General features: G+C 63.2%; 18 protein-coding genes and 1 tRNA gene. 11 read left to right on the forward strand and 8 right to left on the reverse strand.

The genetic code is table 11. The annotated features are described in order from the left end of the window. Nucleotide 1: 1 nt before the first annotated feature. The 3 genes from AB4136_RS15155 to AB4136_RS15165 are packed head-to-tail and all read right to left on the reverse strand — an operon-like array spanning nucleotide 2 to nucleotide 3,643. Nucleotides 2-973 carry an ABC transporter permease gene (locus tag AB4136_RS15155; RefSeq protein WP_024926236.1) on the reverse strand — a complete coding sequence of 324 codons (972 nt, stop codon included), beginning with the start codon at nucleotides 971-973 and terminating at the stop codon, nucleotides 2-4. 1 nt (nucleotide 974) lies between these two features. Next, nucleotides 975-2,114, reverse strand: coding sequence for an ABC transporter permease (locus AB4136_RS15160; RefSeq protein ID WP_024926237.1), 1,140 nt, complete (start codon nucleotides 2,112-2,114; stop codon nucleotides 975-977). Continuing rightward, nucleotides 2,111-3,643 (reverse strand): ABC transporter ATP-binding protein, encoded by a 1,533-nt coding sequence (locus tag AB4136_RS15165; protein WP_024927253.1) that lies wholly within the window; start codon nucleotides 3,641-3,643, stop codon nucleotides 2,111-2,113. The genes AB4136_RS15160 and AB4136_RS15165 overlap by 4 nt, the downstream gene beginning before the upstream one ends. A gap of 200 nt (nucleotides 3,644-3,843) precedes the next feature. Here AB4136_RS15165 and AB4136_RS15170 point away from each other — a divergent pair, with 200 nt between their 5' ends. Together AB4136_RS15170 and AB4136_RS15175 are read left to right on the forward strand one after the other, a co-directional pair. Continuing rightward, nucleotides 3,844-4,047: a SlyX family protein gene (locus tag AB4136_RS15170; RefSeq protein WP_024927252.1), complete on the forward strand. Its 204-nt coding sequence runs from the start codon at nucleotides 3,844-3,846 to the stop codon at nucleotides 4,045-4,047. A 32-nt stretch (nucleotides 4,048-4,079) separates the two neighbouring features. Then, nucleotides 4,080-4,484 (forward strand): hypothetical protein, encoded by a 405-nt coding sequence (locus AB4136_RS15175; protein WP_024926653.1) that lies wholly within the window; start codon nucleotides 4,080-4,082, stop codon nucleotides 4,482-4,484. Nucleotides 4,485-4,501: 17 nt separating this feature from the next. Here the strand turns inward: AB4136_RS15175 and AB4136_RS15180 are convergent, their stop codons facing one another. The 5 genes from AB4136_RS15180 to AB4136_RS15200 form a co-directional block, all read right to left on the reverse strand. Beyond that, nucleotides 4,502-4,894 carry a VOC family protein gene (locus tag AB4136_RS15180; RefSeq protein ID WP_024926652.1) on the reverse strand — a complete coding sequence of 131 codons (393 nt, stop codon included), beginning with the start codon at nucleotides 4,892-4,894 and terminating at the stop codon, nucleotides 4,502-4,504. A 94-nt stretch (nucleotides 4,895-4,988) separates the two neighbouring features. After that, on the reverse strand, nucleotides 4,989-5,444 hold the full coding sequence (locus tag AB4136_RS15185; protein ID WP_024926651.1) for a GNAT family N-acetyltransferase: 456 nt from the start codon (nucleotides 5,442-5,444) through the stop codon (nucleotides 4,989-4,991). Nucleotides 5,445-5,625: 181 nt separating this feature from the next. Further along, the gene (locus AB4136_RS15190) at nucleotides 5,626-6,615 is read right to left on the reverse strand and encodes a BMP family lipoprotein (protein ID WP_024926650.1); all 990 of its coding nucleotides are present in this window, start codon (nucleotides 6,613-6,615) and stop codon (nucleotides 5,626-5,628) included. A 249-nt stretch (nucleotides 6,616-6,864) separates the two neighbouring features. After that, a complete protein-coding gene (msrA, locus tag AB4136_RS15195; RefSeq protein WP_024926649.1) occupies nucleotides 6,865-7,530 on the reverse strand; it encodes a peptide-methionine (S)-S-oxide reductase MsrA in 666 nt (221 codons plus the stop codon). Nucleotides 7,531-7,581: 51 nt separating this feature from the next. Next, nucleotides 7,582-7,908: a hypothetical protein gene (locus tag AB4136_RS15200; RefSeq protein WP_024926648.1), complete on the reverse strand. Its 327-nt coding sequence runs from the start codon at nucleotides 7,906-7,908 to the stop codon at nucleotides 7,582-7,584. Between the two features lie 427 nt (nucleotides 7,909-8,335). Here AB4136_RS15200 and AB4136_RS15205 point away from each other — a divergent pair. From AB4136_RS15205 to AB4136_RS15245, 9 genes are all read left to right on the forward strand, one after another. Continuing rightward, nucleotides 8,336-8,425: transfer RNA gene (locus AB4136_RS15205), tRNA-Ser, on the forward strand. Nucleotides 8,426-8,842: 417 nt separating this feature from the next. Further along, nucleotides 8,843-9,616, forward strand: coding sequence for a DeoR/GlpR family DNA-binding transcription regulator (locus AB4136_RS15210; protein ID WP_024926647.1), 774 nt, complete (start codon nucleotides 8,843-8,845; stop codon nucleotides 9,614-9,616). Nucleotides 9,617-9,662: 46 nt separating this feature from the next. Further along, nucleotides 9,663-10,472 carry a BtpA/SgcQ family protein gene (locus tag AB4136_RS15215; protein WP_137900653.1) on the forward strand — a complete coding sequence of 270 codons (810 nt, stop codon included), beginning with the start codon at nucleotides 9,663-9,665 and terminating at the stop codon, nucleotides 10,470-10,472. A 31-nt stretch (nucleotides 10,473-10,503) separates the two neighbouring features. Beyond that, on the forward strand, nucleotides 10,504-11,487 hold the full coding sequence (locus AB4136_RS15220; RefSeq protein WP_137900654.1) for an ABC transporter permease: 984 nt from the start codon (nucleotides 10,504-10,506) through the stop codon (nucleotides 11,485-11,487). Further along, complete coding sequence (locus tag AB4136_RS15225) at nucleotides 11,484-12,584, forward strand: M42 family metallopeptidase (protein WP_137900655.1); 1,101 nt, start codon at nucleotides 11,484-11,486, stop codon at nucleotides 12,582-12,584. Before AB4136_RS15220 ends, AB4136_RS15225 begins: the two co-directional genes overlap by 4 nt. Further along, on the forward strand, nucleotides 12,584-14,080 hold the full coding sequence (locus AB4136_RS15230) for an FGGY-family carbohydrate kinase (protein ID WP_024926643.1): 1,497 nt from the start codon (nucleotides 12,584-12,586) through the stop codon (nucleotides 14,078-14,080). The genes AB4136_RS15225 and AB4136_RS15230 overlap by 1 nt, the downstream gene beginning before the upstream one ends. 87 nt (nucleotides 14,081-14,167) lie before the next feature. After that, nucleotides 14,168-15,145, forward strand: coding sequence for an autoinducer 2 ABC transporter substrate-binding protein (locus AB4136_RS15235; protein ID WP_024926642.1), 978 nt, complete (start codon nucleotides 14,168-14,170; stop codon nucleotides 15,143-15,145). Nucleotides 15,146-15,211: 66 nt separating this feature from the next. Beyond that, a complete protein-coding gene (locus AB4136_RS15240; RefSeq protein WP_024926641.1) occupies nucleotides 15,212-16,726 on the forward strand; it encodes a sugar ABC transporter ATP-binding protein in 1,515 nt (504 codons plus the stop codon). Beyond that, complete coding sequence (locus tag AB4136_RS15245; RefSeq protein WP_024926640.1) at nucleotides 16,723-17,739, forward strand: ABC transporter permease; 1,017 nt, start codon at nucleotides 16,723-16,725, stop codon at nucleotides 17,737-17,739. Before AB4136_RS15240 ends, AB4136_RS15245 begins: the two co-directional genes overlap by 4 nt. The last annotated feature ends 6 nt before the right edge of the window (nucleotides 17,740-17,745 follow it).

The following is a 17,745-nucleotide window of genomic DNA, read 5'->3' on the forward strand; positions in this document are numbered from 1 at the left end:
GTCAGCGTTCCTTCACATAGGGCACGCCGCCGGCGCGCGGCGGGATCGCCTTGCCGATGAAGCCGGCAAGCAGGATCACGGTAAGCACATAAGGCAACGCCTGCATGAACTGCACCGGCACCTTGCCGATGATGGGCAGCGGCGTTCCTTGCAGGCGGATCGCCAACGCGTCGAGGAAGCCGAACAGCAGGCAGGCGAACATGGCGTTGACCGGCCGCCATTTGGCGAAGATCAGCGCGGCAAGCGCGATGTAACCCTTGCCCGCCGTCATGTCCTTCACGAAGCCGCCGCTCTGCACCATCGAAAGATAGACGCCCGCGATGCCGGTCAGGATACCGGTGCAGATGACCGCGCGGTAGCGCAGCCAGGTGACCGAGATGCCGGCGGTGTCGACCGCCGCCGGGTTCTCGCCGACGGCGCGGAGACGCAAGCCGAAGCGGGTGCGAAACAACACCCACCAGGTGAATGGAACCGCCAGGAAGGCGACGTAGACCAGCAACGAGTGGCCGGAGATCAGCTCCGAATAGATCGGTCCGATGATCGGCACGTCGCGCATGGCGTCGGCGCCGGGAAGCGTGATCGCCTCGAACCGTTCGTTCGGCGCCAGAGCCGGCGTGCGGCCGCCCTGCTGGAACCATGCCTGGCCGAGAATAATGGTCGAGCCGGCGGCGACGAAGTTGATCGCGAGGCCGGAGACGATCTGGTTGCCGCGATGGGTGATCGAGGCGAAGCCATGCACCAGGGCCAGCGACACCGAAATCAGGATTGCGATGCCGAGGCCAATCCAGGCCGAGTGGAAGACCGATGCAGCGGCGGCACCTGCGAAAGCGGCGGCCAGCATCTTGCCTTCGAGGCCGATGTCGAAAATGCCTGACCGCTCGGAATAGAGCCCTGCCAGGCAGGCCAGAAGCAAAGGCACCGACAGACGGATGGTGGAGTCCAGCGTCTGGATGACGATGTTGAAGAAATCCATGTCAGGCCCCCTCGCCCTTCACCGCCGCCATGCCGACCGATTTCGGACTGAACGAAGCGAACAGTGTCTGGATATAGGGCCGGAACATGTGCTCCAGCGCGCCGGCGAACAGGATGACGAGACCCTGGATGATGACGATCATGTCGCGGCTGATGGCCGGCATCTCGAAGGAGAGCTCGGCGCCGCCCTGATAGAGCATGCCGAACAGGATCGACGCCAGGATGATACCCACCGGATGCGCGCGTCCCATCAGCGCAACGGCGATGCCGATGAAGCCGGCGCCGCCGGCCAGATCGACATAGACGCTGTGCTGGTCGCCCATGATCGCGTTGATCGACATCATGCCGGCGAGCGCGCCCGAAATCAGCATGGCGATGATTGTCACCCGCACTTCCGAAATGCCGGCATAACGCGCGGCCTTCTGGCTGAAGCCGAAGGTGCGTATCTCGTAGCCGAGCTTCGTTCGCCAGATCAGCAGCCAGACCAGATAGGCCATGACCAGGGCCAGCAGGAAGGAGACGTTGAACGGCGCCGAACGGATCTTGGCGCCGAACAGTTCGATGATCCAGTTCAGCCGGGGCAATTGGGCGCCCGCTTCGAACGTGCGTGTCTTGACCTCCTGCATCGCCTCCGGTTTCAGCACGTCGCGCAACATGTAGATCATCAGGCTCGCCGCGATCATGTTGAACATGATCGTGGTGATGACGATGTGTGAGCCGCGCTTGGCTTGCAGATAGGCCGGGATAAAGGCCCAAGCCGCGCCGAAGAGAGCGGCGCCGGCGATGGCGAACGGGAAAGTGACGAACCAGGGCACGACCCTGTCGAGCGCCAGGCAGACCAGGCCGACACCGAGCCCGGCGACATAGGCCTGGCCTTCGCCACCGATGTTGAACAGGCCGGCATGCATGGCCACCGCAACCGCAAGGCCGGTGAAGATGAAATTGGTGGCGTAGAACAGCGTGTAGGCGATGCCCTGTCCGCGGCCGAACGCCCCCTCCACCAGGATGACCGCGGCGCGCAAGGGATTTTCCCCAACCAGCAACACCACCAGGCCGGCGACGGCAAAGGCGACCGCAAGATTGATGAGCGGGATCAGGCCATAGTCGGCCCAGGCCGGCAGCTTGGCATAAGGTGTGCTCATTCGGCTGCCTCTTTCTGCTCGACACCTGCCATCAGCAGGCCGAGTTCGCCTTCGCTCGCATCCGGTCCGCGCTCGCCGACGACACGGCCGGCGAACATCACAAGGATGCGGTCGGAAAGCGAGCGGATCTCGTCGAGTTCGACCGAGACCAGCAACACCGCCTTGCCCTGATCGCGCATGGCGATCAGCCGCTTGTGGATGAACTCGATGGCGCCGACATCGACGCCGCGCGTCGGCTGGCCAACGATGAGCACCCCGGGATCTTGTTCAATTTCTCGCGCGAGCACGATCTTCTGCTGGTTGCCGCCAGAGAAATTGGCGGTCTTCAAGCGCGCATTGGCGGGCCGGATATCGTATTTCGCGATCTTGTCCTCGGCGTCGGCGACGATGGCGTCGATGTCGAGCAGCGGCCCTTTCACGTAGCGCTTGTCCGCGTGATAGCCGAGGATCGAATTCTCATGCTCCTCGAAGGCCAGCACAAGGCCGACGTGATGCCGGTCCTCCGGCACATGCGCGAGCCCGCGCCGACGCAATTCGGCCGGATCGGCGGCCCCTGTCAGATCGATCGGCTTGCCGTCCAGCGTGACGCTGCCCGAAACCGCCTTGCGGATGCCGGAGATCGCCTCCAGCAACTCAGACTGGCCGTTGCCGGCGACGCCGGCGATGCCGACGATCTCGCCGGCGCGCACGTCAAATGAAACATCGTCAACCATGGTGACGCCGCGTTGGTCCTTCACCACGAGGTTCTTGACCGAAAGCTTGACTTCGCCGGCCTTGGCCTCGCCCTTCTCGACCCGCAGCAACACGCGGCGCCCGACCATCAGCTCGGCCAGTTCCTCGACGGTGGTCTGCTTGGTCACGCGCGTCGCCACCATCGTGCCCTGGCGCATGACGGAAACAGTGTCGGTGATCGCCATGATTTCACGCAGCTTGTGCGTGATCAGCACGATCGTCTTGCCCTGGTCCTTGAGCTGTTTGAGGATGCGGAACAGATGGTCGGCTTCGGCCGGTGTCAGCACGCCCGTCGGCTCATCGAGAATGAGGATTTCGGCACCGCGATAGAGCGCCTTGAGGATTTCGACGCGCTGCTGCAGGCCGACCGGCAGCTCCTCGATGATCGCGTCGGGGTCGACCTCCAGCCCGTATTCATGCTCCAGCCGATCAAGCTCGGCGCGCGCCTTGGCGATCGAGGATTTGAGCAGCGCGTCGCTCTCGGCGCCGAGGATGATGTTTTCCAGCACCGTGAAATTGTCGACCAGCATGAAATGCTGATGCACCATGCCGATACCGGCGGCGATGGCGTCGTTGGAGCTCTTGATCGAAGCCGGCTTGCCGTTGACCCGGATTTCGCCGCTGTCGGCCTGATAGAAGCCGTAGAGGATCGACATCAGCGTGGACTTGCCGGCGCCGTTTTCGCCAACGATGCCATGGATCGTCCCGCGGGCGATCTCGAGATTGATGTCGCGATTGGCGCGCACGGCGCCAAAACTCTTGTTGATGCCGATCAGCTCGATTGCGGCTTCCGCCATGCGATCGTTCCCATAATTTTTTTATCGTTTGGTCAAAATGACTAGCACGGCACCTGTCCCCTGCCAATTGGCCGGCTATGACGCCCACTCTCGACAAATCCCGGCATGCTTGTCAATTTCGAACACGCGCGGCATGCGCCATTGACAGGCGCCGTTGTGCAACTCAAGCCCGCGAGAGCAGGGTCCCCAGGGAAATTGACATGACCGACAACCGATTGATGACGCTGGAGATCCACGTCGCCGAACAGGCCAAGACCATCGAGGAGCTGTCCGGCCAGATCGCGGAGCAGTGGAAGACGATCGAGCGCATCCAGAAGAAGCTCGACGCGCTGACCAGCCGCTTTCTCGCGCTGGAAGAGCAGACGGCGCCGGACGTTCCGGTCACCAAGCCGCCGCACTGGTAGAAGGAGTTTTGGGGGATGAGGGAGGCGCAGCGATGACCGGAGAAGGCGACCGCATTGCGCGGGCCAGTGACTACGTACTTGGCCTGATGAACGAACGGGACCGCGAGCGGGCCGAACGTGACCTCGAAATCGATCCGGCCTTCCGCAATGCCGTCATGCAACTTGCCGAGCGCATGCATCTGTTCGATCGCGCCGGCAGCGACACGGAAAACACCAGCCGCCCCTGGCAGGACATCGCCGCCCATATCGCCGCGCTGCCACAGATGCCGCCGCTCGGCCAGGATCGGGTGGGAAGCGGCAAGCCCGTCATCGACGGCCCGCGCCCGCCGATAGGCATCGGCCTGCAAGCATTGCCCGGCCGGCTGGCCCTATCGGTGGCCGCGGGGCTGATCATCGCCTTTGCGCTTGGCTACCTTGCCGGGCGTTTCGCCGGCTGATCGCCGTCAGGACATCGTCAGCCTTCGCCGGCTTCATCCGCCATGGCCGACGAGCCTGCCGAAGGCTCCCACAATTCGATCGGATTGCCTTCGGGGTCATGGATGCGGGCGAAGCGGCCGACCTCGGAATCCCACTCGCCCCGCGTCTCGACCGCGATGCCGGCGGCCTTTAGGCCGGCGATCAGTCCATCCAGATCGTCGACGCGGAAATTGACCATCCACTGCTGTTCGTCGCGGCCGAAATAGTCCGTGTCCTGAGCGAATGGACTGAACACAGTAAGCCCGGCATCCTGGCGCCATACGGTCTTGGCGATGTCATCGATGCCGAGATGGCGCTCGTACCATTCGGCCAACAGCTTCGGATCTTGGGCGCGAAAGAACACGCCACCAATACCGGTTACCCTCGCCATGCTGTCATCTCCCCTTGCAGCATCCCCAGCCGAGGCACTCTAGCACGCGGCAACGACAGATGAGGCAGTTCGGCGACCGGCTTTTGAGAGCGTGCTAAAGTTTCCGTTTCATCAGCACCAGTGGCTCGCCGTCGATGACCATCCTTTCGGCGACCGTCCAGCCGAGCTTGATGTAGAGCGCCTCGGCGCTATCGGTGTAGAGATAGAACTCGCGGCAGCCGACTGCATGGGCATGGCGTTCGACCGCCGCGATCAGCGTTGTGCCGAGACCTTGTCCGCGATGATTTTCGGCGACGACCAGGCCGGCGAGCCATGGCGACACCTCATGCAGCGGCTCGATCTCCTCGCGCACGAACAGGCACGAGCCGATCGGCTCGCCATCGATCTCGGCGACGAAACCGGCTTCGAAACCATCGCCGTCGATGAGTTTCGCCAGCCCGGCCCGGTCGGCTTCCCGCGAAATCTTGCCGTCGTCAAAGAAAGTAACGTGGCGTAGCTTCACCAGCGCGGCGAGATCGGAATGTCGCATCTTGCGAATGACTGGGGGCATGGCGGTTCTCGTCAGTGTCGGCAAAAGCGCCTCGAATTACCGCCACCCTCTGCCGCCATGGTCGCACAAGGGCAAGGCGCACAGTGCATCGCCGGGATAGACCACGCCGGACCTATCGGTTCTCAAAAAAGAACCGCCGGACTTTCGCCCGGCGGTTCGTCATTCGTCCGTCAAATGCCGATCAGTAAGGGCACTTGTTGTCGCTCGAATAGTCATGCACCTGGATCTTGCCGCCAATGATGTCTTCCTTGGCCTTGTCGGCGGCAGCCTTCATCTCCGGCGTGATGAGAGCCTTGTTGTTGTCGTCCAGGGCGTAGTCGACGCCGCCTTCCTTGAGGCCGAGATTATTGATGCCACCGGTGAACTTGCCATTCTTGGCGTCGGTGAAAGCGCTGTAGACAGCAACGTCGACGCGCTTCAGCATCGAGGTCAGCACCTTGCCGGGCTGCAGGCCGTTCTGGTTGGAATCGACGCCGATGCCGAGCTTGCCCGCATCAGCCGCCGCCTGCAGCACGCCCACGCCCGTGCCACCAGCCGCCGCGTAGATCACGTCGGCGCCCTGATCGATCTGGGTCTTGGCGATTTCGCCGCCCTTGGCCGGGTCGTTCCAGGCAGCCGGCGTGTCGCCGGTCATGTTGTAGATGACATCGGTCGCGCCGTTTGCCTTGGCGCCGCCGACATAGCCGCAGCCGAACTTGCGGATGAGCGGAATGTCCATGCCGCCGATGAAACCGACCTTCTTGGTCTTGGAGGCCATCGCACCGAGCAGGCCGACGATGTAGGAGCCTTCCTGTTCCTTGAACTTCAGCGAGCGCACGTTGGGCAGATCGACCTGATCGTCGATGATGGCGAATTTCAGCTCCGGATATTCCTTGGCCACCTTGGTCAGGGAATCAACCCAGGAGAAGCCGGCCATGACGATCGGGCTGCGACCGTCTTCGGCGAAGCGGCGCAGCGCCTGTTCGCGCTGCGAGGCGTTCGAAACTTCGAATTCCACATAGGAGACGCCGCTCTCCTTCTTGAATTTCTCGGCGCCGTTAAAGGCAGCCTCGTTGAAGGATTTGTCGAACTTGCCGCCGAGGTCGTAAAGCAGCGCCGGCTTGATCTCTTCGGCGACGGCCGGGAAGATCATCGCGGTTGCGGCCAGAAGGCCGAGAACGATACGTTTCATAGGATCCACACCCTGTCGGTTTATTTTTCCAATTTGGTCGCAAATCCAGGTTCCGGCCCGGCTTGCGACGTCCGGCAGGAGCTTCTCCCTCCCGCTCAAGCTTTATCTTGCACGGCTGCGGACAAAATTCACGTGGAATTTTGACCCTTTGGAAAAAGCATGGCGCCGAAGCGGCGCCATGAAAAATCCTTTGCCGGCAATGGAAAACCGCCATCGTCAAGGCTGGCGGTTTCCGGCGAAAGCCGTTCGTCAGGCCGGCGCGGCGGCGGGAATGGCGCAGGACACGCCCGTGCCCTTCAGCCCGCAATAGCCATAGGGGTTCTTCGCCAGATATTGCTGGTGATCCTCTTCGGCGAAATAGAACGTCGGCGCCGGGGCGATCTCGGTCGTGATCTTGCCGCGTCCAGCACTGCGCAACGACGCCTCATAGGCATCGCGCGAGGCAACCGCGGCCTGATATTGTGCATCCGAGAAGGTGTAGATGGCGGAACGATAGGTGGTGCCGACATCGTTACCCTGGCGCATGCCTTGCGTCGGGTCATGTGCCTCCCAGAACAGCTTGAGCAATTCGGCATAGGACACGATCTTCGGATCGAACACCACCAGCACCACCTCGGCGTGGCCGGTGAGCCCCGTGCAGGTTTCCTGATAGGTCGGATTGGCGGTGACGCCGCCGGCATAACCGACCGCCGTCACCCAGACCCCTTCGGTCTGCCAGAACAGGCGCTCGGCGCCCCAGAAGCAGCCAAGGCCGAACAGCGCCGTTTCCAAGCCTTCCGGATAGGGGCCTTTCAGAGCCCGTTTCGAGACATAGTGCTTCGAGGCGGTCGGGATCGGCCTGTCGCGGCCGGGCAACGCCTCTTCCGGCTTCGGCAGGTTGAGCTTCTTGTTCAACATGTCACTGAGGAAAAACATGTGATTTCTCCTTGTTTCGTCGAAAGCTAATTCGCTGCGGACGCCAAAATGTTACGCACTGGTGGCGACACGCCCGGTTCGCCGCTGCCGCCGATAACCGATCGCGTAGAGAAGGAAGGCCAGGAGCGCGAACAAGGCGAATCCGGGCAGATCGAGCGCCTTGTCGACGAACCCGTCCCAGGCAACGACACCGGCCTTTTCGCGCACGAAAGCCTCCGTGGCGGCAAGCGTATCGGGCGAGACCGCTCCCCAACTCGTCTTGAGCGGCGTCACCACCAGATGCGAGGCAGCCACCGTGCGCGTGGCGTCGAGCACGGCCATGATGACCGCGATCGCAAGCGCCACCATGGCGGCAAGCCTGAACAGGAAACGCAACATGCAGGCCCTTCCAGCGTCTGTTTCGCCCCTAGAGATATGGCCTGGCGCCCGCTCGCGCAATCGGCGCGACGACTTTACCCGCAGTTGATCGCACCGCGACGCCGACACCTCGGCTTGGCATTTGCTTGAGGCCTGGCCCGCGCATGAACCTCGGAATTTCACCCGGCAATGGCCGACGCTTGACCGGCATTTGGGCACCAGCGACCGAAAGCGGCGGAGAAGCACCACGATCGCTGCCGATATGACTTGGCATTCCGCGTCGGATCGACTAGATGAGCCCCGCGCCCGAAGCTTCGACGGCTCAGGGCGCGGGAAACGGATTGCCTTTGGTCGATAAGGAAATCCGGCGCGGACCAAGGTCCGGTTTCCAGGGGAGCGCATCCCATCGACCGGCGCGGTGCAACCAGCCGCGATCACGCGCAAGGACGGAGAGGTGGCCGAGTGGTTGAAGGCGCACGCCTGGAAAGTGTGTTTACGGGAGACCGTAACGCGGGTTCGAATCCCGCTCTCTCCGCCATCAGCCTCCAAAATCCATGATTTCCGCCGCCGAACGAGAAATACGCTTGGGCTGAGTGTAGACACAGGTCGCGTGTTTCCCGACAGGCCAACAAATCATGCCGCTGCGACCGCCTTTGTGGGCACACCATTCCGCTATGAAATTGTGGGACTTGCTCCGAGTTTGCTGAATCGGACGCGCACGCACTGTTCATTGAACCGCCCTTTCATCGGCCTGCGCCGGCCAATCTCGCTTATGATCGTTTCGGGCCCTTTCGGTTCCGGCAAAGGCTTTAACGGCGCAACCGATACATGGTTTTTGCTGCGATCCGTGTTCGACGAAGATTTCCACAGAGCGAAGATTTTTTGCAGCATGTCGTTCGTTAGAGATTGACTCAATTAAAACGATCACTATCAATCACAACCAAGAGGAGACGATATGAGCGAGCACCGATCCAGGTTCCCGCATGAGCGGCATCAGCAGATGATCGATCTGATCGTCGAACTGAAGCGCGTAGGGACGACCGAACTGGCGGCGAAGATGGGCATTTCGCTGCCGACGGTTCGCCGCGACGTCGCCGTTCTCGAACAGGCCGGGCTTGTGTCGCGCACCCATGGCGGCGTGGTGGCGCGCGGCATCGGCGAAAGCACGACCGAGCCGCTGTTCCTCGAAAAGCTGCGCGTTCACCAGAACCTGAAGACGCGCATCGGCGCCGCGGCCGCGGCCACGGTCGACAACAACAAGGTCGTCATCCTCGATTCCGGCACGACATCGCTGGCCATCGCGCGGGAGCTGGCCGGGCGTCCGGTCACCGTCGTCGCCATGGACCTGAAGGTGGCGGAGGCGGCCGCTTCCGGCGCGACCGAAGTGCATGTTCTCGGCGGCCGCATCCGCAACGGCTATTACAGCATCGTCGGCTCGTGGATGGCCGACGCGCTGAAAGGCATCCGCGCCGACGTCTTCTTCATGGCGGCCGACGCGATCGACGAAACCGGCGTGACCAACTCGACGCTGGATGAAGCCGAGGTCAAACGCGCCGCGATCGCGCAGGCGGCACGGACCACGCTCGTCGCCGACCACAGCAAGCTCAACTTGCACAGTTTCGTCTCGGTCTGTCCGCTCGACGCGGTCAACCTGTTCATCACCGACCGCGGCGCCGAGCCGTTGCTCGGTCCCTACCGCGACAAGTTCGCGGATATCCAAGTCGTTTGACCGTCGACGGTCATCGCCCTCCCAAGGCTAGAAAGGCAGAAATACAGTGAGCAAATTCGACAAGTTGTTCGGCGGCAAGAAGCCGATCATCGCCATGGTGCATCTCAACCCGATGCCCGGCACCCCGCTTTATGATGCGGAAGCAGGCGTCGCCGGCATCGTCGAGGCGGCGCGGCGCGATCTCACCGCCTTGCAGGCCGCCGATGTCGACGCCGTTATGTTCGGCAACGAAAACGACCGTCCTTACGAATTGCAGGTCGACACCGCATCGACGGCGACCATGGCCTATGTCATCGGCCAGCTTCGTTCGGAAATCGCCAAACCGTTCGGCGTCAACGTCCTATGGGATCCGATGAGCACAGTTGCCCTCGCCGTCGCCACCGGCGCGTCCTTCGTGCGCGAAATCTTCACCGGCACCTACGCTTCCGACATGGGCCCGTGGACGCCGAACGCCGGCCAGGCCATGCGCTACCGCGACCGCCTCGACCGCTCCGACCTCGTCATGCTGAACAACGTCTCGGCTGAATTCGCCGACTCGCTCGACAAGCGTTCGTTGGCCGACCGCGCCCGCTCCGCCGTGTTCTCCTCGATCCCGGACGCCGTGCTGGTTTCCGGCGCCATCACCGGCGAAGCCGCCGAAATGTCTGCGCTGGTATCGGTGAAGAAGGTGCTTCCGAACACGCCTGTTCTGGCCAACACCGGCGTTCGCCACGCGACCGTCGCCGACATCCTCAAGATCGCCGATGGCTGCATCGTCGGCTCGTCGCTGAAGATCGACGGCGACACCTGGAAATCGGTCGACGCCGAGCGCGCCAAGGAATTCATGCGCATCGTCAAGGCGGCGCGCGGCCAGTAAGCGGACCGGAAAGAAGGGGCGGAGGAAGCGTATGGACGTCAGACAGGACACCACCAATTCCTATCTGAAAAGCCTGGCGGTTCTCACCGCCCTGATCTTCATCGCACTGAGCATCACGGCGCCAAGCTTCCTCGGCCTTAGCAATCTGAACTCCATGGGCTTCCAGTTCCCGGAGTTCGGACTGCTTGCCCTCGCCGTCCTGCCGACCATGATTTCCGGCGGCATCGACCTCTCGGTCGTCGCCGTCGCCAACCTGGCGGCGATCGTCGCCGCCGTCATCATGCGCGCCGGGCCGGAATATGCCTGGCTCGCTATCCCGGCAGCCCTCACAGTCGGCATCTGCTGCGGCGCGCTGAACGGCTTCCTTATCGCCTATCTGCGCCTGCCGCCCATCCTAGCGACGCTCGGCACCATGCAGCTGTTCGCCGGCATCGGCATCGTCATCACCCGCGTCCCGGCGATAACGGGGCTGCCGGACTGGTATACGTCCTTCGGCAACCAGTCGCTCGGCGGCGTGGTGCCGCTGCCCCTGCTGATCTTCGTCGTCGTGGCGCTCGGCCTCTACTTCCTGCTCACCCGCACGCCGGTCGGCCTCAGATTGCGGCTCTTCGGCGCCAATCCGGTCGCCGCCGGGTTTGCCGGCATTCGCGAGCGCAGTCTGTTGATCCGCATCTACGCGATCGCCGGTTTCATCGCGGCCCTTGCAGGCCTCGTGGTGCTGGCGCGCGTCAATTCCGCCAATGCCGACTACGGCTCGTCCTATCTGTTGCTGGTCATCCTGATCAACATCCTGGCAGGCGTCAGCCCTGCCGGCGGCTTCGGCACCGTCACCGGCGTCGTGCTTGCCGTCATCTGCCTGCAGTTCATTTCGAGCGGCCTCAACTTCCTCTCCTTCAGCGCCTTCTCGCGCGACCTCTTCTTCGGCGGCTTCCTCGTCGCCGCCATGTCGCTGCGCGTCGCCATGGGCTCGCTCAACCTGTCATCGCTCTTCCAACGAAAGGCAAAACCGTCGTGAAGGACCGTCTTCGCTCCCTGCTCGAATCCCTCATGCTGACGCCCGGACTTTCGGGCCACGAGGATCGCGTCCGCCGCCTGATCGCCCGTGATCTGGCCGACCTGCCGCTGAAGCTCCGCACCGACACGCTGGGCAATCTGATCGCGACGCTGGAAGGCGACGTCGGCGCACCGTCGGTAATGCTGTTTGCCCACACCGACCAGTTGGGCTTCATCGTCCGCAAGGTCGAGGCGAACGGCCTGATCCGCATCGAACGCCTCGGCGGCATTCCTGAAAAGGCGCTTCCCGCCCAGGCAGTGCTGTTCTGCGTCGGCGAAGGCAAGGATGTGCGCGGCGTCATCGCCAACAAGAGCCATCACGCGACGCCGGCCGAAGAGAAGTACAAGGTCACGCCTTACGCCGAACTGTTCATCGACGTCGGCGCCGAAAACGCGGACGAAGTGCACAAGCTCGGCATCGCCATCGGCACGCCGGTGGTCTACGACCCGCGCGTCATCCATCTCAACGAAAACCGCATGATCGGCACCTCGGTCGACGATCGCGCCGGTTGCGCCGTGGTGATGGAAGTGGCGCGCCAGCTCTCCAAGGACGGCCCGCGCCCGACCGTGCATTTCGTCTTCGCGGTGCTCGAAGAATTCAACCTGCGCGGCGCCATGGTCGCCGCCCAGTCGATCAAGCCCGATATCGCCATCCAGCTCGACCTCGCGCTGAACTCCGACACGCCCGACATGGCGCATCGCGGCGAAGTGGCGCTCGGCGGCGGACCGGCGATCAGCCTCTATTCCTTCCACGGGCGCGGCACGCTGAACGGCACCATTCCGCATCCGGCACTGCCGCAGCTTTTTGCCGAAACGGCCAGGGATGAAAAAATCCCGCTGCAGCGGACCGCCCATACCGGCGCGCTGACGGACTCTTCCTATGTCCAGCTCGTCAATGAAGGCGTTGCCTGTATCGATGTCTGTTTCCCCTGCCGCTACACGCACACCGCTCTCGAAATGTGCGACCTGCGCGACCTGGAGGGACTGACCAAACTGCTGGTTTCGGTCATTCGCCGCGTCACCCCGTCCTTCAGCCTCGATCGCGACCTCTACACCTGATGCCACACTATCTCGGGATCGATATCGGCACCTTTGAATCGAAGGGCACCCTGGTGGACGACACCGGGCGGATCGTCGCCACGGCGGCGCGTCCTCACAAGATGCTCGTACCCCAGCCAGGCTGGGCCGAACACGATGCCGAGACGAACTGGTGGGGCGAGTTCTGCTCCATCAGCAAGGAGCTGATCGCTTCCAGCGGCGTTGCCCCGAGCGACATCCGCTCCGTCGGCGCCAGCGGCATTGGCCCCTGCATGCTGCCGGTCGATGCCGACGGCGTGCCGCTGATGAACGCGGTGCTCTACGGCGTCGACACGCGGGCGGCGGTCGAGATCGAGGAACTTTCCGCCGAGATCGGCGTGGACGAACTGGTCCGCACCGGCGGCAATGCGCTGACATCGCAATCGGTCGGGCCCAAAATCCTCTGGCTTAAGAAGAACCGGCCGGAGCTTTATGCCCGCACCCACAAGGTGCTCAACTCCTCGTCGTTTCTGGTTCACCGGCTGACCGGCCGCTACGTGCTAGACCATTATTCGGCCTGCAGCTCGAGCCCGCTCTACGACGCCGCCAGCAACCAATGGACCGACAGGTTCGCCGATCGCATCATCGCGCCCGAACGCTTGCCAGGCCTTTTGTGGACGACCGACATCGCAGGCACGGTGACGGCGGCGGCCGCCGATGCCACCGGCCTTGCGGCAGGAACACCGGTCATTGCCGGCACGATCGACGCGGCGTCCGAAGCCGTCAGCGTCGGCGTGCAAGGCACCGGCGAGATGATGGTCATGTACGGCTCGACCATGTTCATCATTCTCGTCACCGACAGGCGGGTCGAGGACCCCAGGCTCTGGTATGCGCCCTGGCTGTTCCAGGGTCAGCACGCCTGCATGTCGGGCACGTCGACAAGCGGCACGCTGACGCGCTGGTTCCAGGACCAGTTCGCCCGCGAACTCGACCCGAAGTCGGCATTGCGCGAACTCGCAGAACAGGCAGCGACTTCGCCGGCCGGCGCCAACGGCCTGGTGGTTCTTCCCTATTTCTCGGGCGAGCGCACGCCGATCCACGATCCGCAGGCAAAAGGCATGCTGTTCGGCCTCGACCTCACCCATACCCGCGCCGACATCTACCGCGCCTTCCTCGAAGGCATCGCCTATGGCGTCAACGACGTCATCGAGACCTATGTCGGAGCCGGCGCGCCGCTGAAGACGATCGCCGCTGTCGGCGGCGGCACCAAGAACCAGGTGTGGTCGCAATCGGTCTCCGATGTCAGCAACTGGCCGCAAACCGTACGCGCCAAGACGATCGGGGCCGCCTATGGCAACGCCTTTCTCGGCGCGGTCGCAGTCGGCAACGCCAGGCGCAGCGACATTAGCGCCTGGAACCCGGTCGAACGCCTGATCGAGCCGGACAGCGGCAATGCCGCCGTCTACGCGCGCCGCCGCAAGACATTCAAAGAGCTTTACGCCCGGACGAAGGACCTCATGAAAGAGGCCTCGCGCTGAGCGTCGAACCGCGCCCGGCTGGACGTCACCATGACGGACGGGGCGTTTATTAAAGTGGAGGAACTTGTGACTTTTAACTTCAGGAAAATGACGGTTGCGGCAGCGCTCGGCGCGTCGCTTCTGGCGGGCGCTGCAGCTGTCACCCATGCACAGGATGCCAAGCACACGATCGTGACGGTCGTGAAGCTGTCGGGCATTGCCTGGTTCAACCGCATGGGCGACGGCGTCGCGGAATACGCCAAGGAAACCGGCCATGACGCTACCCAGGTCGGTCCGGCTTCCGCCGACGCCGCTCTCCAGGTGCAGATGATCGAAGACCTCATCGCCAAGAAGGTCGACGCGATCACGGTCGTCCCGAACTCGCCGGAAGCCCTGGAGCCAGTGCTGGCCAAGGCGCTCGCCCAGAACATCAAGGTGGTTGGCCATGAAGGTTCCAGCCTCAAGAACATAACCTACGATGTCGAGGCCTTCGACAATGGCGCCTATGGCGAGCATCTGATGGAAGCGATGGCCAAGGCGATGGGCGGCGAAGGCGAATATGCCGTGTTCGTCGGCCATCTCACCGCCAAGACCCACAATGAATGGGTGGACGCGGCGATCGCCTACCAGAAGGCCAAATACCCGAAGATGAAGCTCGTCACCGACAAGATCGAGAGCAACGAGCAGCAGCAGACTGCCTACCAGAAGAGCAAGGAACTGCTGCGCACCTACCCGAACCTCAAGGGTATCCAGGGCTCGGCCGGTGAAGACGTGGTCGGCGCGGCACTTGCCGTCGAGGAAGCCGGCCTGACCGGCAAGGTCGCCATCGTCGGCACCAGCCTCGTCTCGGTTTCGGGTCCGTATCTCGAAAGCGGCGACATCAAGATGATCTCGTTCTGGGATCCGGCCAAGGCCGGCATCGCCATGAACAAGGTTGCCGCGATGGCGATCGAAGGCAAGCCGATCACCGACGGCATGGATCTCGGCGTCGAGGGTTATTCCAAGATCCGTCTCGACGGCAAGGTCATCTACGGCCAGGCCTGGGTCGACGTGACCAAGGAAAACATGGGCGAATATAAATTCTAAGTCGCAATAGCCCCGACAGGCGCCGCCGGACAATGCGTCCGGCGGCTTCTGTCCCTGGAGACCGGGATGACCGAAGAAACACCCAATCATCGACCCGTGCTGGAGATGCGTGGCATCCGCAAGGCCTATGGCCCGGTACGGGTATTGGAAGATGTCGGCCTGTCCTTGCAGGAGGGTGAGGTCAGGTGCCTTGCCGGCGAAAACGGTTCCGGCAAATCGACCCTGATCAAGGTTCTCTCTGGCGTCGTCGGCGCCGATGCGGGAAGCGTCGCCATCAATGGCAAGGCATCCGGCCAGGACGCCAAGGCAGCGATCGCGGCCGGCCTCTCCGTCATCTATCAGGATTTCTCCTTGTTCCCGAACCTGAGTGTCTGGGAAAACATCGGATTTCTCGCCGCCGTCACCACCGGTGACAGATGGCATCGCCGCGGCTCGCGCCGGAAGCTTGCCATCGACACGCTGAAGCGCATGCAGGTCGACATCGACCCGGACATGCCGGTCGAGCTTCTGCCGGTCGCCTCCAAGCAGCTCGTGGCGATTGCCCGCGCGCTGGCCAACCAGGCACGCATCATCGTCATGGACGAGCCGACCACCGCGCTGACCCGCAGCGAGGTGGCAAAACTCCTGGAAATCGTGTCGGCGCTGAAGGCGCAGGGCGTCGCTTTCCTGTTCGTCAGCCACAAGATCGAAGAAGTTTTCGCGGTCTGCGACACGGTCACCGTGCTGCGCGATGGCCGCGTCGTCGTCGAAGGCCCTATCGGCGAGTTCGATCCGGCCCGCCTCGTCGAGGCGATGACCGGCCGTTCCATCGACAGCCAGCGCCTTCCCCGCACGGAATTTCCAGCCGCCTCCCCTTTCCTTTCCGCAAAAAAACTCGGCCGGCGTGGCGAATTCGCCAATGTCGACCTCGACCTCAGGCCGGGCGAGATCGTCTCGGTGGTCGGTCTTCTCGGCTCCGGCCGCACCGAACTGGCGCTGACCCTGTTCGGGCGCCTGTCGCCTGACGCCGGCGAAATCACGGTCGACGGCAGGCCGGTTTCTTTCGCCAGCGTCAGCGACGCCATCGAGCGCGGCATCGCCTATGTGCCGGAGGACCGCCTGACCGAGGGCCTGTTCCTCAACCAGCCGATCCGCGACAACATCATCGTGTCGAGCCTGGAGAAGAACACCAAGGGCGGCATCGTCGACGCGGCGGCGCTGGTGCGCCGGGCGCAGGATGCGGTGAAGAAGCTGCGCATCAAGACGCCAGGCATTACGCCGCCGGTCGCCACGCTTTCCGGCGGCAACCAGCAGCGCGTCGTCCTGGCGCGCTGGATGGAACGCGATCCCAAGCTGATGATCCTGAACGGTCCGACCGTCGGCGTCGACGTCGGCTCGAAGCGCGAAATCCATGAATTGCTGATCGCGCTGAGCCGCGCTGGAACCGCCGTGATGGTGGTGACCGACGACATCAGCGAGGCGATCGCGCTGTCCGACCGCATCCTGGTGATGGTGCGCGGGCACATCACCGCGAACTTCGACGCGACCGAAATCAACGAAGAAAAACTCTACAAGGAAGTGGTCAGAGAGGACCGGCCATGAATTCTTCTTTCCGGTTCCTCGCCACGCCGCAAGGTGTCGTGCTGGCCACGGCAATCGTGTTCGCGCTGGTGCTCAGCCTGCTCAACCCCGCCTTCTTTTCGCCGGCCACGCTGGTCGACCTTCTGCGCAATTCGCTGGTCACCGGCATCTTCGCGCTCGGCGTCATGATGGTGCTGGCGTCCGGCGGCATCGACGTCTCGTGCACCGCGATTGGCGCTTTCGCCATGTATGCGACGATGAAGATCATCCTCGGCATCGATGTCGATGTGCCGATCATCGTCTTTTTCGCGCTGAGTGCCTCGATCGGCGCCTCGCTCGGCCTGATCAACGGCCTGTTGATCGGCGGCCTCGGGCTGCCGACGCTGATCGTGACGCTCGGAACGCTGAGCCTCTTCCGCGGCGCGCTGCTGACTTTCCTCGGCACCGTCTACATCACGTCTGTTCCCCGCGAGGTCATCCAGTTCTCGCGCAAGGTGTTCGTGCGGCTGGAGAACGCAGCCGGCCAGATGGTATCGCTGCCGATGTCGTTCATCGTGCTGGTGGGCGTCGCCGTCACTGTGGCGATCCTGATGGGCCACACGCTGTTCGGCCGCAAGATCTACGCCATCGGCGGCTCCGAAGATGCGGCGGAGCGCATTGGCATCAAGGTCAAGCGCGTCAAGGTGATGATCTACGTCCTGGCGGGTGCGATCGCCGGCCTGGCGGGCATGACCCATGTGACGCTGTCGCGCATGGCCAATCCGTTCGACCTGGTCGGCATGGAGCTGAACGTCATTGCTGCAGTGGTGCTCGGCGGCGCCCGCATCACCGGCGGCCACGGCACGGTGACCGGCACGCTGCTTGGCGTTTTCGTCATCACCATGATCAACACGACGCTCTTGATGGCGGGTGTTCCGTCCTATTGGCAGAAGGTCGTCATCGGTTGCCTTATCGTCGTCGGCACCGGCCTGCCGATCGTCATCGACCGCCTCGCCCGGCATCGCGAACGCATCGCACGGCCGCTCGGCGCGTGACTCTGG

The organism is Mesorhizobium sp. 2RAF21 (genome assembly GCF_052115345.1).
Lineage (GTDB): Bacteria > Pseudomonadota > Alphaproteobacteria > Rhizobiales > Rhizobiaceae > Mesorhizobium > Mesorhizobium terrae.